Here is a 17457-nt window from a genome sequence, read left to right on the forward strand (position 1 = left end):
ACCGACCGCCCGAGTCACCCGTCGAAGGAGCCACCTGCCCCATGTCCACCGCTGACTCCGACGAGGCACCCGTCCTCCTGCGCACCCACGGCCGCGCGGGGCACATCGTTCTCAACCGTCCCCGGGCCATCAACGCCCTCAACCACGCCATGGTCCGGCTGATGGACGACGCTCTCGCCGGATGGGAGCGGGATGACGGCGTGGACGTCGTCGTCCTGACCGGGGCCGGGGAGCGGGGGCTGTGTGCCGGGGGTGACATTCGGTCCATCCACGATGACGTCCGTGCGGGCGGTGGTGCCGCGTCTGTGGCCTTCTGGCGTGACGAGTACCGGCTCAACGCCCGTATCGCCCGCTTCCAGAAGCCATACGTGGCCGTCATGGACGGCATCGTGATGGGCGGCGGGGTCGGCGTATCGGCGCACGGCAGCGTGCGGATCGTCACCGAGCGCTCCCGGATCGCCATGCCGGAGACGGGGATCGGCTTCGTGCCGGACGTCGGCGGTACGTACCTGTTGTCGCGGGCGCCCGGCGAACTCGGCACCCATCTCGCGCTGACCGGCTCGGCGGTGGGCGCGGGCGACGCCATCCTGTGCGGTCTCGCCGACCACTACGTGCCGTCGGAGCTCCTGACAGAGTTCACGGCCGCGCTGGGCGGCGCCGATGTGAGCGAGGTGGTCGCGGAGTTCGCCGGCGCCGCGCCCGACGGTGAACTCGCGGCCCATCGTGAGTGGATCGACGCCTGCTACTCCGCGGACTCCGTGGAGGAGATCGTCGACCGGCTCCACACCTCCGGTGACCGCTCGGCCAAGGAGACGGCCGAGACCATCCTCTCCAAGTCGCCGACCTCCCTCAAGGTCACTCTCGCCGCCCTGCGCCGGGCCCGCACCCTCGCCTCCCTTGAGCAGGTGCTCGACCAGGAGTACCGCGTGTCGGCCACCGCGATCACCGCGCCGGACATGGTCGAGGGCATCCGCGCCCAGGTCGTCGACAAGGACCGTGACCCGCACTGGTCCCCCGCCGAGCTCACGCAGGTGAGCGACGCGGAGGTGGCCCGCCACTTCGCGCCGCGCGTCGGCGACGAGCTCGGTCTCGCCGCGGGGCCGGGTCCGCGCCCCTGATCCAGCCGCCCCGCCTCGTGCTGCGGCGCCGGCGCGAGGCGGACGTCGGCCCCATGGCCGCCATCGACTCTCACCCCATGCGGACGCACCGTCCGCGTCCGCTACGGCGGATCGATCTCCGTGATCACGGCGAGGAGCTGGAACGGCAGCTCCTTGTCCCATTGCGAGACACCGAGAGCTATCCACCGCCCGTCGGCCCGCCACAGGTGGAGGTCAGGCACCGAGGAGCTCAGCGAGCCCCACGGCTCCGGTATGCCCTCATTCTTGCCGGTTTCACCCTCAGCAGCCTCGCTCCCGCCGTCCTCATCCCATTCGTCCTCGCCCCCATATCCGTACGCACCGCCCTGCGCCCGCTCGAAGACGCTTGCCAGGCTGAATATCTGGGGTGCCCCCCAGCGCTCGGCGAGCAGGACCGTCAGGGCGTCGCGCTCGGCGTCGTACGCATCCGAGGTCGCCTCCCACTCCGTGCCGTCGTCATCCCAGAAGTCGCCGCTCGTCAGTAACTCGGCGATGTGATAGCCCGGACCGCCGACGCCGGACGGCGACCTGCCGTGCTCCGCGGGAAACTCCCGTGAGCGCAGCAGGTCGATCGCGGCGAGATGCTCTGCGGTACTCATGGCATCCAGTAAAGCGGCCGCCACTGACAACTGGCCCGCCGTCAGGCACCCGAGGTCACCATCCGGACACCTGCCTCACGCGTCGCGCCGCCGCAGCGCCCACCAGCCCGCGAGCAGCGCGGCGGCGGCCCACACCGCGGTGACGGCAAGTCCCGTCCAGGGGCCGAGAGTTCCGGTGGGGTTCTCGTGGAGCACCTGCTGCCCTGCCCGGTCGGGGAGGAACTCCGCGGCGCCGCTCGCGACGTCCCCGACCACGAAGGACACGATGAGCGTGAACGGGATGAGGATGCTCAGTACGGCGACTCCGCTGCGCAGCAGCACGGTCAGTCCTGCGGCGAACAGCGCCATGAGCGCCAGGTAGACGCCGCCGCCGAGGCACGCCCGGACGGCACCCTCGTGGCCGAGGCCGATGGCGTACTCACCCAGGAACGCCTGACCGGTCAGGAAGCCGACGAAGCTGGTGAGCACCCCCACGCCGAGGGCCAGGGCGCCCACCACCGCGACCTTGGCCCCGTAGAAGAGCCCCCGGCGCGGCACCGCGGAGAGCGAGATCCGCAGCGCGCCGTTCACGTACTCGGAGGACATCGCCGTCGTGCCGAAGCTGATGGCGGCGATCTGGCCGAAGTTGAGTGCGTAGAAGGCGCCGAAGAGCGGTTCGTAGTCGGCGTTGTCCGCCTCGGCCGTGCCGACCGCGGCGAACGCGAGCACGGTGATGGCGACGGTGGCCACGAAGACGGCGACGAGCGAACCGAGGCTGGCCCGCACCGACTTGATCTTGATCCACTCCGAGTGGAGCACGGCGGTCGTCTGCATGGTCAGGCCTCCTGGCGGGGCGTCGAAGGGGCGGCGGCGAACTCGGTGTCGTCGGCCGTGAGGGCAAGGTAAGCCTGCTCCAGGGAGGCCTGCTGGTCGGAGAGTTCGAGGAGAGGGATGCCGTGTCCGGCCGCGATGGAACCGATCTCCTCTGCCTTCGCACCGTCCACGGTCCAGCGGCCGTCCTCGCCCGGCGTCATCGCGTACCCCTTGTCACGCAGCAGGCCCCGCAGCCGGTCACTCTCCGGGGTACACAGCCGCACGCGGGGGCTGCTGTGGGCCGCGATGAAGTCCTCCATCGAGGTGTCCGCGAGCAGCTTTCCGCGGCCGAGGACCACCAGGTGGTCGGCGAACGTGGCGGTCTCGTTCATGAGGTGGCTCGACACGAGGACCGTGCGGCCCTCCCGGGCGAGGCGGCGCAGGAGTTCGCGGATCCAGATGATGCCTTCGGGGTCGAGGCCGTTGGACGGCTCGTCCAGCATGATGACGCGCGGGTCGCCGAGCAGTGCTGCCGCAATTCCCAGGCGCTGGCGCATGCCGAGGGAGAACGTCTTGATCCGGCGCCCCGCGACAGTGGCGAGCCCGGCCTCTTCGAGGACCTCGTCCACGCGCCGCGCGGGGATGCGGTTGGCGGTGGCGAGGGCGACGAGGTGGTTGCGTGCGGTACGCGATCCGTGCGCGGCCTGGGCGTCGAGCAGGGCCCCCACGTGGCGCAGCGGTTCGTCGATGGCCGCATAGGAGCGGCCGCCCACCGTCGCCGTGCCCGAAGTGGGCCGGTCCAGGCCGAGGACGAGCCGCATGGTGGTGGACTTGCCCGCGCCGTTGGGGCCGAGGAACCCGGTGACCTTCCCCGGCCGGACGGTGAAGGTCAGTCCGTCCACCGCGCGGGTGGTGCCGTACTCCTTGCTGAGGTCTTGGACGTCGATGCTGGTCATGGGCCCAGACTGGCGGCAGGGGCTGCGGTGGGGCTTCCCCCGCCCAGGGGTCGCGTCTCCCCCTCATGGGGGAGCCGGGCGACGGCAGGTGGCTGGCACGATGGCGCGATGTCCCGCTTCCTGTGGCCGCTCACCCGTGCGGTGACCTACACGCGCTGGCTGCACCTGCTCATCGGCGCGGCCATCCCCTTGATGATCTCCTTCATCTATCCCGGGCTCAGCGATCCCGCGTTCGCTGACTGGATATTGATCGCCCTCCAGCCGATCCCCCTGGTGGCGGCCACCGCCGTCCTGCCGTCCATACGCCGGGCGGAGGGACTGCAGGCCCGCCTGATGCTGTTCCCGGGGCAGCACGCGCGCGTGCCGGGTGCCGACGAGGACCCCGGCGTCTCCGTCGCTCCCTCCGCGTCCTGGCGGGACCGCGGCAGGACGGCGGTGTGGCTCGTGCTGCGCCTTGAGGCCGGGGCCGTGGCGGCGTTCTGCACGGTGCAGTTGCTCGGCACCATGCTGGCCCTGCTCGGGTCGGTGACGGAGCCCGGCGAGGACCCTGATGTGCTCCTCCCCGTGCCCGGCCCGAGTTGGACGAACGCGTTGCTCGCCCCGCTGCCCCTGCTGCTCCTCCTCGCGCTCGCCGTGGTGGCGGGCCGGCTGATGGCAACGGCCGCGCGACGGCTGCTCGGCCCCTCCCCCAAGGAGCGTCTGGCCGCTCTGGAGGAGCGCACCGAGCAGCTCCTCGAACGCAACCGCATCGCCCGCGAGCTGCACGATTCCATCGGGCACGCGCTGACCGTCGCGGTCGTCCAGGCGGGCGCCGCGCGGGCCGCGGCGGACCCGGAGTTCACCGACCGCGCGCTGGGCGCGATCGAGGAGACGGGCCGTGCCGCCCTGGAGGACCTGGAGCGTGTCCTGCGTGTGCTGCGGGAGGACGGGCAGCCCGCGAGCCGCCGCCCCACACTCGCCGACGCCGGCCAACTCCTGGACTCCGCACGCGCTTCGGGGGCGAAGGTCGACACCGAGGTGGCGGGCCCCTTGGAACAAGTGCCCGGTCCGGTGTCCCGCGAGGCCTACCGCATGCTCCAGGAGGCCCTCACGAACGTGCTGCGCCACTGCGGTCCTGTTCCGGTACGGGTGCGGCTCGCGGTCGACGCCGCGGCAATGGAGATCGACGTACGCAACCCTCTGCCCACGGGAGGTGAGGTCACCGGGCGTGGCGGCAGCGGGCTGCGCGGCATCCGGGAGCGGGCCACGCTGCTCGGCGGCCGGGCCACGACGGGCCCCCGTGAGGGCGAGTGGCAGGTGCACGTCGAGTTGCCGCTGGGGTGATCTACGCTGACCGGATGCCGGTCACAGTCCTCCTTGTCGACGACGAACCTCTCGTACGCGCCGGACTGCGCGCCGTCCTCGAGGCGCAGCCCGACATCGAGGTGGTCGGCGAGGCGGCCGACGGCGCCGCGGTGATCCCGCTCGTGCGCCAACTGCGGCCGGACGTGGTCGCCATGGACGTCCGTATGCCGCTCCTCGACGGCATCGAGGCCACGCGCGCGGTCCTGCGCACCGTGCAGGACCCCCCGAAAATCCTCGTCGTGACGACCTTCGAGAACGACGAGTACGTGTACGAGGCGCTGCGCGCGGGCGCCGACGGCTTCCTGCTGAAGCGCGCCCGCCCCGCGGAGATCGTGAACGCCGTCCGCCTTGTCGCGGAGGGAGAGTCGCTGCTGTTCCCCGCGGCGGTTCGGCAGTTGGCCGGCGAGTACGGGCGACGGCCCGGCAACGCCGCCGCCAGGGACGCCTTGGACCGGGCCGCGCTCACCGACCGTGAAGCGGCGGTGCTGCGCCTCATGGCACGCGGCCTGTCGAACGCGGAGATCGCCACGGAGCTGATCGTCGGCACCGAGACGGTCAAGTCACATGTGAGCTCCGTGCTGGCGAAGCTGGGCGCCCGGGACCGGACACAGGCGGTCATCGCCGCGTACGAATCCGGTTTTGTGGCGCCGGGATGAGGGCCACGGCTGACCGGCACTCTGTGTCACAGGTGGGCCCGGCGCTCGCCGCGGCCGGTGGTGGCGAGTACGATCCGCCCATCATGCGCACGAGCTGGGAGGACGGACGTTGGGGCGGCTGACCGGCGGGGATCCCTCTCTGCTGCGGCGGATCAACTCCGCGGTGGTGCTGCACGCGCTGCGTGCGGCGGACTTCGCGACACTGACCGAGATCACCCGGGTGACGGGGCTTTCCAGGCCGACCGTCGAGGGCGTGGTCGAGGGGCTGATCGAGGCCGGGCTCGTGGTGGAGACCGCCGCCGAGGAAGGCGCGGCCAGACGTCAGGGAAGGCCCGCGCGGAGGTTCCGCTTCCGGGCCGAGGCGGGGCATCTGCTCGGCCTGGAGATCGGCCCGCACCGGGTCGCCGCGGTCCTCTCGGATCTGGACGGCCGCGTCCTTGGCTCGGCCGCCAAGGCCGTGGACGAGACGGCCCCGGCCGACGAGCGCCTGGAGCGGCTGCGCATGGCGGTCGCCGATCTGCTGCGCCGCGGCGGGATCGCCCGCAGCTCCTTGCGCGCGGTGGGCGTCGGCAGCCCCGGCATCGTGGAGGCGGACGGCACGGTCCGGCTGGGCACCGCGCTGCCCGAGTGGACGGGGCTGCAGCTGGGCGAGCGCCTTCGCCGGTCCTTCAAGTGCCCGGTCCTGGTGGAGAACGACGCGAACACGGCGGCCGTGGCCGAGCACTGGAAGGGTGCGGCGACCGAGTCCGACGACGTGGTGTTCGTCCTCGCGGGGCTCAGTCCCGGGGCCGGTGCGCTGATCGGCGGGCGGCTGCACCGCGGCTACGGCGGCGCCGCCGGGGAGATCGGCGCGCTGCATCTCCTTGGCCGTGACGTGACCCCGGAGACGCTCCTCTCGACTACGGACGAGCCCCTGCACCCCCTTGACGAGCAGGCGGTGGCGGAGGTCTTCGCCCACGCGCGCGAGGGCGACGAGCGGGCGCAGCAGGCCGTCGAGCGGTTCATCCAGCGCCTGGTGCACGATGTGGCGGCGCTGGTGCTCGCCCTGGACCCCGAGCTGGTCGTCGTGGGCGGCTGGGCCGCAGGTCTGGACGGTGTACTGGAGCCGCTGCGCCGCGAGTTGGCGCGCTACTGCCTGCGGCCGCCCCGGGTCGCCCTGTCGATGCTCGGCGAAGCGGCCGTCGCGACGGGTGCGCTGCGGCTCGCCCTCGACCACGTCGAAGAGCAACTGTTCGCGGTCGAGGGAACGGTCACGGCGCGGCGCTGAGCCCGCTGGGCCGGACCGGGGTAACGCCGCCGACGGGCGGCCCGGCGCTCCTGGCCGCGGTCGACCTCGACGCCGCCCGCGTCGCACGGCGAAAAGGGCGTCGCGACGGGGGCGTTGCACGCTGAGCCGCGGACTCGGATGGGGGGCAGAAAGCCCGGCGTCCGGGCCGCCTTGAATCTCGGCGTGCCCCGTCGCACGGCCAAGCGGCCGTGCGATGGACGCGTTGCGCCTGAGACGCCGCGCCGAATCCGGCGACCGGACCAAACCGAGGCTCAGGAAGCCGCACGCTCCGGGCCACGGTGAAACCCGACGCCGGGACGTCGAAACAGGCGAGACCGGCTCGGATCGGGGCCTAGGAAGCCCGGCGTTCCGGGCCGTGGTGGATTTCGACGCCGCCCGCGTCGCCGAACGTGAGGCGGCAGGTGTCCGCGCGGTACGTCGCCACGGATACCGCGGCGGTGCGTCCCTCGGCGAAGAAGCGGGTCGTCACGACGAGGACCGGCGCTCCGGGCAGCCGGTCGAGCGCCTTGGCGTCGTCCGCGCGGGCCGAGCCGAGCTCGACGGCGCGGTCCTGCCCTTCGAGGCCGAGCCGGTGCAGCTCACGCAGGACGCCACGCGCGCGTGCCGGTCCCGACGGCGCGTCGATGGCGGAGAGCTCCGCGACGGACGACATCGGCACGTACAACAGCTCGGCGGCCACGGGCTGGCCGTGCGAGACGCGCGTACGACGCACCACGTGCACCTGCTCGTCGGGGTCGGCCGCCAGCATGCGGGCCACCTCCGCGGGCGGGACCGCCGGTGCGCAGTCGGCGGGCTGCCAGGCGTCGCCGACCTCGCCCGGCCATGTGCCCTGTGCGGATCCGACGGCCACACCCATCCGCGGCGGAGCGACGGTCGTGCCGACCCCGCGACGGCGCTGCAGCCTGCCTTCGAGCTCCAGCTGTTCGAGTGCCTGGCGGAGCGTGGCGCGGGCGACACCGAACCGGGCGGCGAGATCACGTTCGTTGGGCAGGATCTCGCCGACGGCGAACTCGGAGTCGAGTGCCTCGCTGAGCACGGTCTTGAGGTGCCAGTACTTCGGCTCCGGTGCCGTTTCCAGCTGCGTGGTCCCCACCCTGTCCTCCGCAATCGCCGTGTGCCGGCGGCTTTTTAGCGCCCTTGTTTATTAAAGGTTCCTGCACTATCTCTGCGACGATAGAGCGGCACCCACCCTTGGTCAAGACCAATCCTCGATCCGTTACAGCGCGCACAGGGACGATGCCACAGAGCATTCATGTGTTGTTGGCGTGGGGTCACGCAAGCATGGCGAACAAGACAAAAACCCCCGTCCTGTACAGGCGGGGGTCCGTCACATGGACAGCTGGAGTCCCCTAGGGGGCGAGTCCGACCAGCTTGTCCGGGTTGCGGATGATGTAGACGTACGCGATCAGCCCGTCGACGACGTCCAGTTGGAAGAGGGAGTCCGGTTTGCCGTCGGCCAGGAGGAGGACGGAGCTCGCGCCGTTGACCTCCAGGAAGCGGGCCTCCAGCTCCGCGTCCGCCGACACGCCCCTGCGGGCCGCGCCGTCGAGGAAGCGGCCCACCTTGTCGGCCGTCTCGATGACGCGCAGCGGCGCCTTGGCCTTGCCGCCGCTGTCGCCGACGAGACGCACGCCCGGCGCGAGCAGGGACATCAGACCGTCAAGGTCGCCGCTGCTCGCCGCGGCGAGGAACCGCTCGGTCAGATCTCTGCGCTCGTCCGGATCCACGTCGTAGCGCGGCCTGCCCTCGTCGACGTGCTTGCGGGCCCGCGCCGCGAGCTGCCGCACGGCAGCCTCGCCGCGGTCCAGCGTGAGGGCGATCTCCGAGAAGGGGAACCCGAAGGCCTCCCGCAGCACGAACACCGCGCGCTCCAGGGGCGAGAGCGACTCCAGGACGACCAGCACGGCGATGGAAACCGAGTCGGCGAGCACGGCATGCTCAGCGGTGTCGGGGACGGTCGGCCCGAAGTCCGTGACGAGGGGTTCGGGCAGCCATTGCCCCACGTAGGACTCGCGTCGTGACTGGACGTGGCGCAGGCGGTCGATGGCGAGCCGGGTGGTGACCCGCACCAAGTAGCCACGGGGTTCGCGCACTTGTGAGCGGTCGGCCGCAGCCCAGCGCAGCCAGGACTCCTGCACGACGTCCTCGGCGTCGGCCACCCGGCCGAGCATGCGGTAGGCCACGCCCATCAGAACGGGCCGGTGCTCTTCGAAGACGTCGGTCACGGTGTCGGTCGCCACCTCTCCATCCCAGCCGACGGACCACCCGGTGTCCAGGCGAATTCGATGCGTCACGCCCCACACCGGCTTCACGGCCGTTGTCCCCACCCTCTTGAACTGGAGGCTACTGAGCGGTAATTGTTGCTGACAAGGTGTCTAAGGTGTCTGAGGACCGTCGCCGGGCGACGGGGACTGGAGCAGCAATGGCCGCAGAGGTGTCCTTCGGCGTCGAAACCCCGGGCGGCCCACGGACGATGTCCGTGGCCTACGAACGCACGGGCCGGGGCGAGCCACTGCTCCTGCTGCACGGCATCGGGCACCACCGCCAGGCGTGGGACCCGGTGCTCGGCATTCTGGCCGCGGAGTACGACGTGATAGCCGTGGACCTGCCGGGCTTCGGGGAGTCCCCCGCCCTGCCCGACGGGCTGCCCTACGACATCACCACGGTGGTTTCCGTGCTCGGGGCGCTGTGCGAGGCCCTGGAGATCGAGCGTCCGCACGTGGCCGGCAACTCGCTGGGCGGCCTGCTCGCCCTGGAACTCGGCCGGGAAAAGCTCGTGCGCTCGGTGACCGCGCTGTCCCCCGCGGGCTTCTGGACGCCCGGTGAACGGCGGTACGCGTTCAACACCCTGCTCGCCATGCGGCACGGCGCGCGACTCCTTCCGTTGCCGCTGATCGAACGGCTCTCCCGGAGCGTGGCCGGACGTACGGCGCTGACCAGCACCATCTACGCCCACCCCGGGCGCCGCTCACCCGAGGCGGTCGTCGCCGAGACGCTCGCGCTGCGCGACGCCAAGGGGTTCGAGCAGACCCTGGCCGCCGGGCGTGAGGTGCTCTTCGGCGACGACGTGCCCGGCATCGCGGTCACCGTCGCGTGGGGCTCGCGCGACCGGATCCTGCTGCGCCGCCAGGGCGTCCGTGCCAAGCACGTCGTCCCCGCGGCGCGTCTGGTGCGGCTTCCGGGCTGCGGTCACGTCCCGATGCACGACGACCCGGCTCTCGTCTCGCGCGTCGTCCTGGACACCTGCCGCCGTACGCCGGCCGCGTAGCACGCCGGAGCCCACGGCCACCCCGGCGCCCACGAGCGCGCTGCCCACGGCCTGCGGGACTCCGTAGGTGCCGGTGCCGACCAAGGGGGCGGTGAAGGCCGCCGCCACGGGAATGAGGCCGGAGAAGAGGGTGGCCCGCTCGGCGCCGATGCGCTGGATGCCCGAGTACCAGCAGACGAAGCCGATGACGGTGACGATCGCCGCCTGCCACAGCAGGGCCGCCGCCTCGGTGGAGCCGGGCATCCGCAGGAAGTTCCCGCCGTCCGTCACGACACCGATGACGGCGGACTCGGCGGCGGCGATCCCGCAGACCGTCGCGGAGAGCAGCTTCGGGCCGAGCGGGCGCAGCACGGGGACGGCGAGGACCGCGAAGCCGACCTCGCCCGCCAGCGCGCATACGGAGAAGAGGATGCCGAGCCCGTCCGTACGGCCCCACCCCTGCACGGTGAAGGCTCCGACGGCCACGATCAACGCCCCGTACATGACCAGGCGTTGGGGCTGACGGCCCTCCAGGAGCGGCACGATGACCGCCACGACGACCGGGGCGCATCCTACGAAGACACCCGGTACGGCAGGTTCCGCCGTGCGTTCGGCGGCGAGGATCGCCAGGTTGAAGCCGACCATGCCGACGGCGGCGAGCACGGCGAGCCGCCCCCACTGGCGGCGTGTGAGGCGGCGGAGCGGCGCCGTGCCGCCCCGCCCGAGCAGCGGCAGGAGCAGCAGGCAGGCCAGGCCGTAGCGCAGGAACTGGCCGCCCGCGTACGGGTAGTCGCCGAGGAGGCTGTTGGCGGTGAAGGAGCCGCCGACGAGGAGGCAGGCGAGGGCCGCCAGGAGTGACCCGCGTGTCAGGTTCGCGTTCATGTCCCCGACGTTAGGAACGGACGCGGACCGGTTTAAGGTCCACTTCCGGGACCGTTTCGGGGACCACTTCGGAACCCTTGATGAACCAAGGAGGCGTATCCCGGTGCCATCGAGTTCGGACCGAGCGCCCGGGAGCGCCGCCTGGGAGCTGCTGCTCCCCGCCGCGGCCGCCCCCGCCCGCAGCCGTGGCCGCAGCCTCCAGTCGGCGCTGCGCGAGGCGGTGCGCTCCGGTCGTCTCGCGTCGGGGACGCGGCTGCCCTCCAGCCGTGAGCTCGCCGCCGACCTGGGCGTCTCACGGGGGCTCGTCACGGAGGCGTACGAGCAGTTGACGGCCGAGGGCTATCTGCGCAGCGACCGCGGCGCGGGCACCTGGGTGGGCGGCGCGGCGCGGAAGGCCGCACCGGGCGCACGCGATCTGGCGCCACGTGAGGTCCACGCGCGCGTGGACTTCATCGCGGGCACCCCCGATCTGTCCCTGTTCCCGCGCGCCGCGTGGGCGGCCGCACACCGCGGCGTCCTGGCCGAACTCCCCCACCACGCCCTCGGGTATCCGGATCCGCGGGGCCTGCCCCGGCTGCGTACGGCCCTCGCCGAACTGCTCGTACGCCGCCGGGGCGTGGTCGCGGACCCCGAGGCGATCGTCGTCTGTTCCGGCGTGGCGCAGGCCATGGCCCTGGTGGCTTTCGTGCTGCACGCGCGCGGGGTGCGCGCCGTCGGCGTCGAGGACCCGGGGAGCCCGCAGCACGGCGAGCTCTTCGCCTCGGCGGACGTCGCCACGGTGCCGGTGCCCCTCGACGATGAGGGTGTCGACACCGGCGTGCTGAGGGAGCGGGGGCTGCGGGCGGTCGTCACCACGCCCGCGCATCAGTTCCCGCTGGGCATCGGCTATTCGGCCGGCCGGCGCACCGAACTTCTGGACTGGGCACGGGCGGTGGACGGTCTGGTCATCGAGGACGACTACGACGGGGACTTCCGCTACGACCGCGCCCCGGTGGGCGCGCTGCAAGGACTCGACCCCGGACACGTCGCCTACACGGGCTCGGTCAGCAAGTCGCTCGCCCCGGGTCTTCGCCTCGGCTGGCTGCTCGTACCGGAGTCGATGACCGATGAGGTCGTCGCCCGCAAACGCATGATGGACCTGGGCAACCCGGCCCTTGACCAGGCGCTCCTCGCGCGCTTCGTCGAACGCGGCGACTACGACCGGCAGTTGCGCCGCTGTCAGCGCGCCTACCGGGAACGCAGGGACGCGCTCGTCGCCGCCCTCGACGCGCACTTTCCCGGTACGGAGGTGTCCGGCATCGCCGCCGGACTGCACGTCATCGCCCGGCTGCCCCCGCAACGGGGCTCGCAGGCCGACTTCCTGCGGCGGGCAGCCGCGGCGGGGGTCGCGGTCCGCCCGTTGAGCGACTACGGCACGGCCGACGGCCCCGGGGTGCGCCTCGTGCTCGGCTACGCCCACCTCACTCCCGCCCGGATCGCCGAGGGGGTGCGGCTGCTCGCCGAGGCGGACCACCGGCACGGTGACGCCGACGGGACGGCCCGGTGACGGCGTAGGAGCGGCCGTATCAGGAGTTGGCCCACGCGCGCGTGCAGAGCACCAGGCGGTAGCCGTCGGGGTCCTCGACGGTGACGCCCCACTCGTTCCAGTACGGGTTGGGTGACTGTACGCGCGTGCCGCCGTGCGCCTCCAGGCGGGCCACGAGGCTGTCGGGGACCTGCTCGTCGAGGTAGATGACGAGCAGGTCCTCCTCCGTGGGGCGGGGCAGGACCGGCTTGTCGGTGTCATGGACGAGTTCGAGATGCCAGGAGGCGTCCGGCCAGCCCACCATGAGCAGGTCATGCTCGCCTGGAGCGCCGCCGCCCTGCGACCGCCACAGGACGTCGAGGCCGAGGCCCGCCACCCAGAAGCGGTCCGCCGCCGCGAGGTCGCGGGAGGGGCGGGCGATACGTATGTGGCTCTGACCGTTGACGGGCATGGGTCCTCCTTCGGTGGGGCGCGCTCGGCCGCGCGCCGCTGCCGCCGAGCCTAACCAGCCCAAGATCCGGGCGACGCGGCCTTCGCACACCGGTTCCCTTGTGCCCATGGGCAGTTGTTCACTTGTGGTTTGTGTGTGCGCCGCCGCGCACCACTAGTTGTTGCCCTGCACACTGGCCGGACCTGTCACTGGAGGCGCATCCATGTCACACCCTCAACCGAGCCCGTCCCCTCGCCGCCGCAGTGTGCTGCGCGGCTCGCTCGCCGTGCCGACGGCGTTGGCCGTGCCGTCCCTCGCCGGGGCGGCCCCGGCGTTCGCCCGGTCGGGGCGCCCGCGGGCCGAGTGGGGTGTGCAGGCCGGTGACGTGACGGCGCACGCGGGTCTGGTGTGGGTACGTTCCGACCGGCCGGCCCGCATGATCGTGGAGACCTCGGCCACCGAGTCGTTCCGCAACCCCACCCGCTGGAAGGGCCCGCTGCTGGGCCCCGGCACCGACTTCACCGGGACGACGCGGCTACGCGGGCTGCCCGCGGGCGAGCAGATCCACTACCGCGTGGTTTTGGCCGACCCCGACGACCCCAGACGCACGGGAGAGCCGGTCACCGGCACGTTCCGTACGACACCGAAGGGGCGCAAGGAAGGGGTGCGCTTCCTGTGGTCGGGGGACATCGCGGGCCAGGGGTGGGGCATCAACCCGGACCGGGGCGGCTGGCGCGTCTTCGACGAGATGCGCCGCAGGGACCCTGACTTCTTCCTGTGCAGCGGCGACAACATCTACGCCGACGGGCCCATCCTGCCGAGCGTCACGCTGCCCGACGGCACGGTGTGGCGGAACGTGACCACGGAGGAGAAGTCGAAGGTCGCCGAGTCGCTCGCGGAGTTCCGTGGCGCCTTCCGCTACAACCTCCTCGACGAGAACCTGCGGCGCTTCAACGCCCAGGTGCCCTCCATCGTCCAGTGGGACGACCACGAGGTGCGCAACAACTGGTACCCCGGGCAGATCCTGACCGACGCCCGCTACACGGAGAAGAACGTGGACGTCCTCGCCGGACGCTCCCTGCGGGCCTTCAGCGAGTACTACCCCATCTCGACGCTGCCGCCGGGTGACGAGGACGGGCGGGTGTACCGCGTGCTGCGGCACGGACCGCTCCTCGATGTCTTCGTCCTGGACATGCGCTCGTACCGCAACGCCAACTCGCCCGGCCGGCAGCCCGACGACGCCACCGGCATTCTGGGCGCCCGCCAACTGCGGTGGCTGAAGCGTGAGCTGTCGCGTTCGCGCGCCACCTGGAAGGTCATCGCGTCCGACATGCCACTGGGCCTCGTCGTGCCCGACGGCTCGGCGAACTTCGAGGCCGTCGCGCAGGGCGACCCCGGCGCGCCGCTCGGCCGTGAGCTGCAGATCGCCGAACTGCTGCGGCACATCAAGCACCGCAAGGTCACCGGAACGGTGTGGCTGACGGCGGACGTGCACTACACGTCGGCGCAGCACTACGACCCCTCGCGCGCCGCGTTCAAGGACTTCGCGCCGTTCTGGGAGTTCGTGTCGGGGCCGCTGGCGGCGGGCGGCTTCCAGGCCCTCAAGCTCGACCAGACCTTCGGCGCCGAGCAGCGCTTCATCAAGGCGTCGAACCGCTCCAACACCTCGCCGGCCGAGACCCCGCAGTACTTCGGCGAGATCGACATCGATGGCCACAGCGGGGACCTGACCGTGCGGCTGCGCCAGGAGGGCGGCGGCGTGTTGTTCACGAAAGTGCTGCGGCCGGGACGGGTGGGGCAGCAGTGATTTCGCCCCCGAATGCGCAACGAAAGGTCGCGTCCGCACTTCGGTAAAGGCCAAAATTGAACTAAAGGGACAGAAGGCGTCTTAACCCATCAGTCACAAAACGTTCGTGATCACGCAACACCCTTCCTCCACAGTGACTGCATGAGTGCTGACATGTCTGATGTGACGCGAACCAAACACGGCCGCCCGGTGCACCACTGGCGGCGCGATCTGGTGGAACTGGCCGCCCTCTTCACGGCCGTGGCCGTGGCGGACGCGGTGGCGAACATGATCGGGCACGGCCCCGACGGCCCCGCCCTGCTCGTGATCTCGGCCGTGGCGCTGCTTGCCACGGTCGGGTTCCACACATGGTGGGCACGCCGCCACAACCACGCACCCCCGACGGCGGACGATACCGGCGCCCGGCCGCACGCCGCCGGGCAGGAGGCCACAGGGGAGACGACCCTGTGGCGGATGCGCACCACCGTGCGGGACGAGCCGGGCGCGCTCGCCGCCCTGTGCACGGCCCTGGCCCACGCCAGGGTCGACATCCTGAGCCTCCAGGCGCACCCGCTGGCCGAAGGCACCGTCGACGAGTTCCTGCTGCGCTCCCCCGCCGGCCTGCCCGCGGCGGAGATCACCCGGGGCGTCGCGCACGCGGGCGGCTCGGGAACCTGGATCGAGCGGGCGGACGCCCACGACCTGGTGGACGCCCCCACCCGCATCCTCGGTCTGGCCACCCGTACCGCCCTGGACGCGGCCGAGCTCCCGCTCGCCCTGCGGCAGTTGCTCGGCCGGTGCACCATCCGGTCGCTGCCCGCGAAGACGCAGAACGCGGGCGGGCAGCGGGCGGACACGCCCACCGAAGGCACCCCCGTCGAGGGCACGCTCGAAGGGACGGTACTTCGGCTGCAGGCCCCCGAGGGTGAAGTGATCACCGTGGAGCGTCCCTATCTGCCGTTCACACCGACCGAGTTCGCCCGCGCACGTGCCCTGGTCGAGCTCGACACCCGGCTCGGACCGCGCATCCCGCACAGCCAGGACGTACTGACCCTCGCCGAGGGCAACTCCATCACCGTGCGCCGGGCCGACACCACTGACGTCGAAGCGGCCAAGGCCATGCACGACCGCTGCTCGCAGCGGACCCTCGGCATGCGGTACCACGGCCCCGTTCGGGACGCCGACCGCTATCTCACCCACCTGCTCAGCCCGCGGTTCGGCCGCACCCTGGCGGTGCAGACCGCGTCCGGGCGCATCGTCGGCATCGGCCATCTGCTCTGGGACGGGGACGAGACCGAGATCGCGCTGCTCGTCGAGGACGACTGGCAGCGCCGCGGCATCGGCAGCGAACTGCTCGGCCGCCTGGTGACGATGGCCGTCGAGGCGGGCTGCGAGAGCGTGTACGCGGTGACGCAGGCGTCCAACACCGGCATGGTCGCCGCCATGCGCGGCCTCGGGCTGCCCCTCGACTACCAGATCGAGGAGGGCACGCTGGTGATCACCGCGCGTCTCGAAGCTACGCCGGTGAGTTCGCGACTGCCGTACGACCAGCCGCAGGGGCGGGCGGAGCGGCACTGACCCGGTGCGTTCCGGTTGACGCGCCGGTGCCGGACGGCTGAGGGCCGAGGGCACGGTCGAGGTCCTGCCACAGGTCCTCGACGTCCTCGAGCCCGGCCGACAGCCGCAGCAGCTTGTCGCTGACGCCCGACGAGCGCCGGTCCGCCGCGTCCACGACGCGGTGGCTGATGGAGGCCGGGTGCTGGATGAGCGTGTCGACGCTGCCGAGACTGACCGCCGGGGTGATCAGCCGCACCCCGGCGGTCACCTCGTGCGGGTCGCCGATGACCTCGAAGGCGACCATGGCGCCGCCGAGCCGCGGATAGTGCACCCGGCTCACGCGCGGGTCGTCGGCCAGGCGCCGCGCGAGCTCCGCCGCGTTCGCGGAGGCGGCACGCACCCGCACCGGGAGCGTGGAGAGCCCGCGCAGCAGCAGGTATCCCGCGAGCGGATGCAGCACCCCGCCGGTGGCGAACCGCACCTGCCGCAGCTGCCGTGCGAACTCCTCGTCGCACGCGACCACTCCGCCCAGGACGTCACCGTGGCCGCCCAGGTACTTGGTGGCGCTGTGCAGCACGAGCCGCGCCCCGCTCTCGACGGGCCGTTGCAGGACGGGCGTCGCGAAGGTGTTGTCGGCGAGCAGCGGCACCGTCCCGCAGGCGTGCGCCACCGCACGCAGATCCAGTTCGGCCAGCGTCGGGTTGGCGGGAGACTCGACGAGAACCAGGCCCGTGTCGGGGCGGATGGCCTCGGCTATCCCCGCGGGGTCGACCCAGGTCACCTCGGAGCCGAGGAGCCCCGCGGTCAGGAGGTGGTCGCTGCAGCCGTACAGCGGGCGGACGGCGACGACATGGCGCAGGCCCGCCGCTCCTCGTACGAGAAGGACAGCGGTCAGCGCCGCCATGCCGCTGGCGAAGGCGACCGCGCTCTCGGTGCCTTCGAGCCTGGCCAGAGCGGTCTCGAAGCGGGCGACGGTGGGGTTCGCGAGGCGGGCGTAGACGGGCGGTCCTTCGTCCAGGGCACCGTCGGCTGCGAAGGCGTCGATGCGCGCGGCCTCGCCCCGGGTGTCGTACGAGGGATAGGTGGTGGACAGGTCGATCGGGGCGGCGTGCAGGCCGAGGCCGGCGAGGTCGTCGCGTCCGGCGTGCACCGCCTCGGTGGCCAGAGCCCGGGGTGCGGGAGATACCGTGTTCGTGTCCATGCCGGACAGCCTGAACAAAGACCGGTGCCCGGTGGTTGAACCCCGTGCTACGTTCGGC

Annotated in this window: 15 protein-coding genes and 1 pseudogene; 8 read left to right on the forward strand and 8 right to left on the reverse strand. The window is 72.1% G+C overall.

Annotated features, from left to right (window positions below):
- The first annotated feature begins 41 nt into the window (after nucleotides 1-41).
- Complete coding sequence (locus ACZ5U5_RS05480; protein ID WP_469016556.1) at nucleotides 42-1118, forward strand: enoyl-CoA hydratase/isomerase family protein; 1077 nt, start codon at nucleotides 42-44, stop codon at nucleotides 1116-1118.
- Nucleotides 1119-1219: 101 nt separating this feature from the next.
- On the opposite strand, the gene ACZ5U5_RS05485 is transcribed toward ACZ5U5_RS05480, so the two are convergent.
- From ACZ5U5_RS05485 to ACZ5U5_RS05495, 3 genes are all read right to left on the reverse strand, one after another.
- Nucleotides 1220-1735, reverse strand: a complete 516-nt coding sequence (locus tag ACZ5U5_RS05485) for a hypothetical protein (protein ID WP_469016559.1) — start codon at nucleotides 1733-1735, stop codon at nucleotides 1220-1222.
- A 75-nt stretch (nucleotides 1736-1810) separates the two neighbouring features.
- A complete protein-coding gene (locus ACZ5U5_RS05490; protein WP_469016562.1) occupies nucleotides 1811-2548 on the reverse strand; it encodes an ABC transporter permease in 738 nt (245 codons plus the stop codon).
- 2 nt (nucleotides 2549-2550) lie between these two features.
- Nucleotides 2551-3483: an ABC transporter ATP-binding protein gene (locus tag ACZ5U5_RS05495; RefSeq protein WP_469016565.1), complete on the reverse strand. Its 933-nt coding sequence runs from the start codon at nucleotides 3481-3483 to the stop codon at nucleotides 2551-2553.
- Nucleotides 3484-3591: 108 nt separating this feature from the next.
- Here ACZ5U5_RS05495 and ACZ5U5_RS05500 point away from each other — a divergent pair, with 108 nt between their 5' ends.
- From ACZ5U5_RS05500 to ACZ5U5_RS05510, 3 genes are all read left to right on the forward strand, one after another.
- Nucleotides 3592-4806, forward strand: coding sequence for a sensor histidine kinase (locus ACZ5U5_RS05500; protein WP_469016567.1), 1215 nt, complete (start codon nucleotides 3592-3594; stop codon nucleotides 4804-4806).
- A gap of 14 nt (nucleotides 4807-4820) precedes the next feature.
- Entirely contained in the window at nucleotides 4821-5483 is a 663-nt protein-coding gene (locus tag ACZ5U5_RS05505) for a response regulator transcription factor (protein ID WP_469016570.1), read from the forward strand.
- A 109-nt stretch (nucleotides 5484-5592) separates the two neighbouring features.
- Nucleotides 5593-6750, forward strand: a complete 1158-nt coding sequence (locus ACZ5U5_RS05510) for an ROK family transcriptional regulator (protein WP_469016572.1) — start codon at nucleotides 5593-5595, stop codon at nucleotides 6748-6750.
- A 352-nt stretch (nucleotides 6751-7102) separates the two neighbouring features.
- On the opposite strand, the gene ACZ5U5_RS05515 is transcribed toward ACZ5U5_RS05510, so the two are convergent.
- A complete protein-coding gene (locus ACZ5U5_RS05515; RefSeq protein WP_453451134.1) occupies nucleotides 7103-7864 on the reverse strand; it encodes a GntR family transcriptional regulator in 762 nt (253 codons plus the stop codon).
- A gap of 256 nt (nucleotides 7865-8120) precedes the next feature.
- Entirely contained in the window at nucleotides 8121-9011 is an 891-nt protein-coding gene (sigJ, locus tag ACZ5U5_RS05520; RefSeq protein ID WP_469016991.1) for an RNA polymerase sigma factor SigJ, read from the reverse strand.
- A 182-nt stretch (nucleotides 9012-9193) separates the two neighbouring features.
- Between sigJ and ACZ5U5_RS05525 the strand changes: the two genes are divergently transcribed.
- Nucleotides 9194-10039 carry an alpha/beta fold hydrolase gene (locus ACZ5U5_RS05525; protein WP_469016576.1) on the forward strand — a complete coding sequence of 282 codons (846 nt, stop codon included), beginning with the start codon at nucleotides 9194-9196 and terminating at the stop codon, nucleotides 10037-10039.
- 24 nt (nucleotides 10040-10063) lie between these two features.
- On the opposite strand, the pseudogene ACZ5U5_RS05530 reads toward ACZ5U5_RS05525, so the two are convergent.
- Nucleotides 10064-10900 (reverse strand): annotated as a pseudogene (locus tag ACZ5U5_RS05530) (DMT family transporter); the annotation flags it as partial.
- A gap of 103 nt (nucleotides 10901-11003) precedes the next feature.
- On the opposite strand from ACZ5U5_RS05530, the gene pdxR reads away from it, so the two are divergent.
- Nucleotides 11004-12446 (forward strand): MocR-like pyridoxine biosynthesis transcription factor PdxR, encoded by a 1443-nt coding sequence (gene pdxR, locus ACZ5U5_RS05535; RefSeq protein WP_469016579.1) that lies wholly within the window; start codon nucleotides 11004-11006, stop codon nucleotides 12444-12446.
- 19 nt (nucleotides 12447-12465) lie between these two features.
- Here the strand turns inward: pdxR and ACZ5U5_RS05540 are convergent, their stop codons facing one another.
- Entirely contained in the window at nucleotides 12466-12876 is a 411-nt protein-coding gene (locus ACZ5U5_RS05540) for a VOC family protein (RefSeq protein ID WP_469016582.1), read from the reverse strand.
- Nucleotides 12877-13078: 202 nt separating this feature from the next.
- On the opposite strand from ACZ5U5_RS05540, the gene ACZ5U5_RS05545 reads away from it, so the two are divergent.
- Nucleotides 13079-14662, forward strand: a complete 1584-nt coding sequence (locus ACZ5U5_RS05545) for an alkaline phosphatase D family protein (protein ID WP_469016584.1) — start codon at nucleotides 13079-13081, stop codon at nucleotides 14660-14662.
- 141 nt (nucleotides 14663-14803) lie between these two features.
- On the forward strand, nucleotides 14804-16219 hold the full coding sequence (locus ACZ5U5_RS05550; protein ID WP_469016587.1) for a GNAT family N-acetyltransferase: 1416 nt from the start codon (nucleotides 14804-14806) through the stop codon (nucleotides 16217-16219).
- On the opposite strand, the gene ACZ5U5_RS05555 is transcribed toward ACZ5U5_RS05550, so the two are convergent.
- Nucleotides 16158-17399: a trans-sulfuration enzyme family protein gene (locus ACZ5U5_RS05555; RefSeq protein ID WP_469016590.1), complete on the reverse strand. Its 1242-nt coding sequence runs from the start codon at nucleotides 17397-17399 to the stop codon at nucleotides 16158-16160. The two genes, ACZ5U5_RS05550 and ACZ5U5_RS05555, sit on opposite strands and share 62 nt — an antisense overlap.
- Nucleotides 17400-17457 lie beyond the last annotated feature (58 nt).

It is taken from the genome of Streptomyces sp. NPDC033177, assembly GCF_055577715.1.

What these genes read in the sequence shown, in the direction of transcription:
- ACZ5U5_RS05555 (WP_469016590.1), bottom strand. Translation starts at nt 17,399, where the DNA reads ATGGACACGAACACGGTATCTCCCGCACCCCGGGCTCTGGCCACCGAG.
- ACZ5U5_RS05550 (WP_469016587.1), top strand. Translation starts at nt 14,804, where the DNA reads ATGAGTGCTGACATGTCTGATGTGACGCGAACCAAACACGGCCGCCCG.
- ACZ5U5_RS05545 (WP_469016584.1), top strand. Translation starts at nt 13,079, where the DNA reads ATGTCACACCCTCAACCGAGCCCGTCCCCTCGCCGCCGCAGTGTGCTG.
- ACZ5U5_RS05500 (WP_469016567.1), top strand. Translation starts at nt 3,592, where the DNA reads ATGTCCCGCTTCCTGTGGCCGCTCACCCGTGCGGTGACCTACACGCGC.
- ACZ5U5_RS05495 (WP_469016565.1), bottom strand. Translation starts at nt 3,483, where the DNA reads ATGACCAGCATCGACGTCCAAGACCTCAGCAAGGAGTACGGCACCACC.
- ACZ5U5_RS05485 (WP_469016559.1), bottom strand. Translation starts at nt 1,735, where the DNA reads ATGAGTACCGCAGAGCATCTCGCCGCGATCGACCTGCTGCGCTCACGG.
- ACZ5U5_RS05490 (WP_469016562.1), bottom strand. Translation starts at nt 2,548, where the DNA reads ATGCAGACGACCGCCGTGCTCCACTCGGAGTGGATCAAGATCAAGTCG.
- ACZ5U5_RS05540 (WP_469016582.1), bottom strand. Translation starts at nt 12,876, where the DNA reads ATGCCCGTCAACGGTCAGAGCCACATACGTATCGCCCGCCCCTCCCGC.
- ACZ5U5_RS05525 (WP_469016576.1), top strand. Translation starts at nt 9,194, where the DNA reads ATGGCCGCAGAGGTGTCCTTCGGCGTCGAAACCCCGGGCGGCCCACGG.
- ACZ5U5_RS05480 (WP_469016556.1), top strand. Translation starts at nt 42, where the DNA reads ATGTCCACCGCTGACTCCGACGAGGCACCCGTCCTCCTGCGCACCCAC.
- ACZ5U5_RS05505 (WP_469016570.1), top strand. Translation starts at nt 4,821, where the DNA reads ATGCCGGTCACAGTCCTCCTTGTCGACGACGAACCTCTCGTACGCGCC.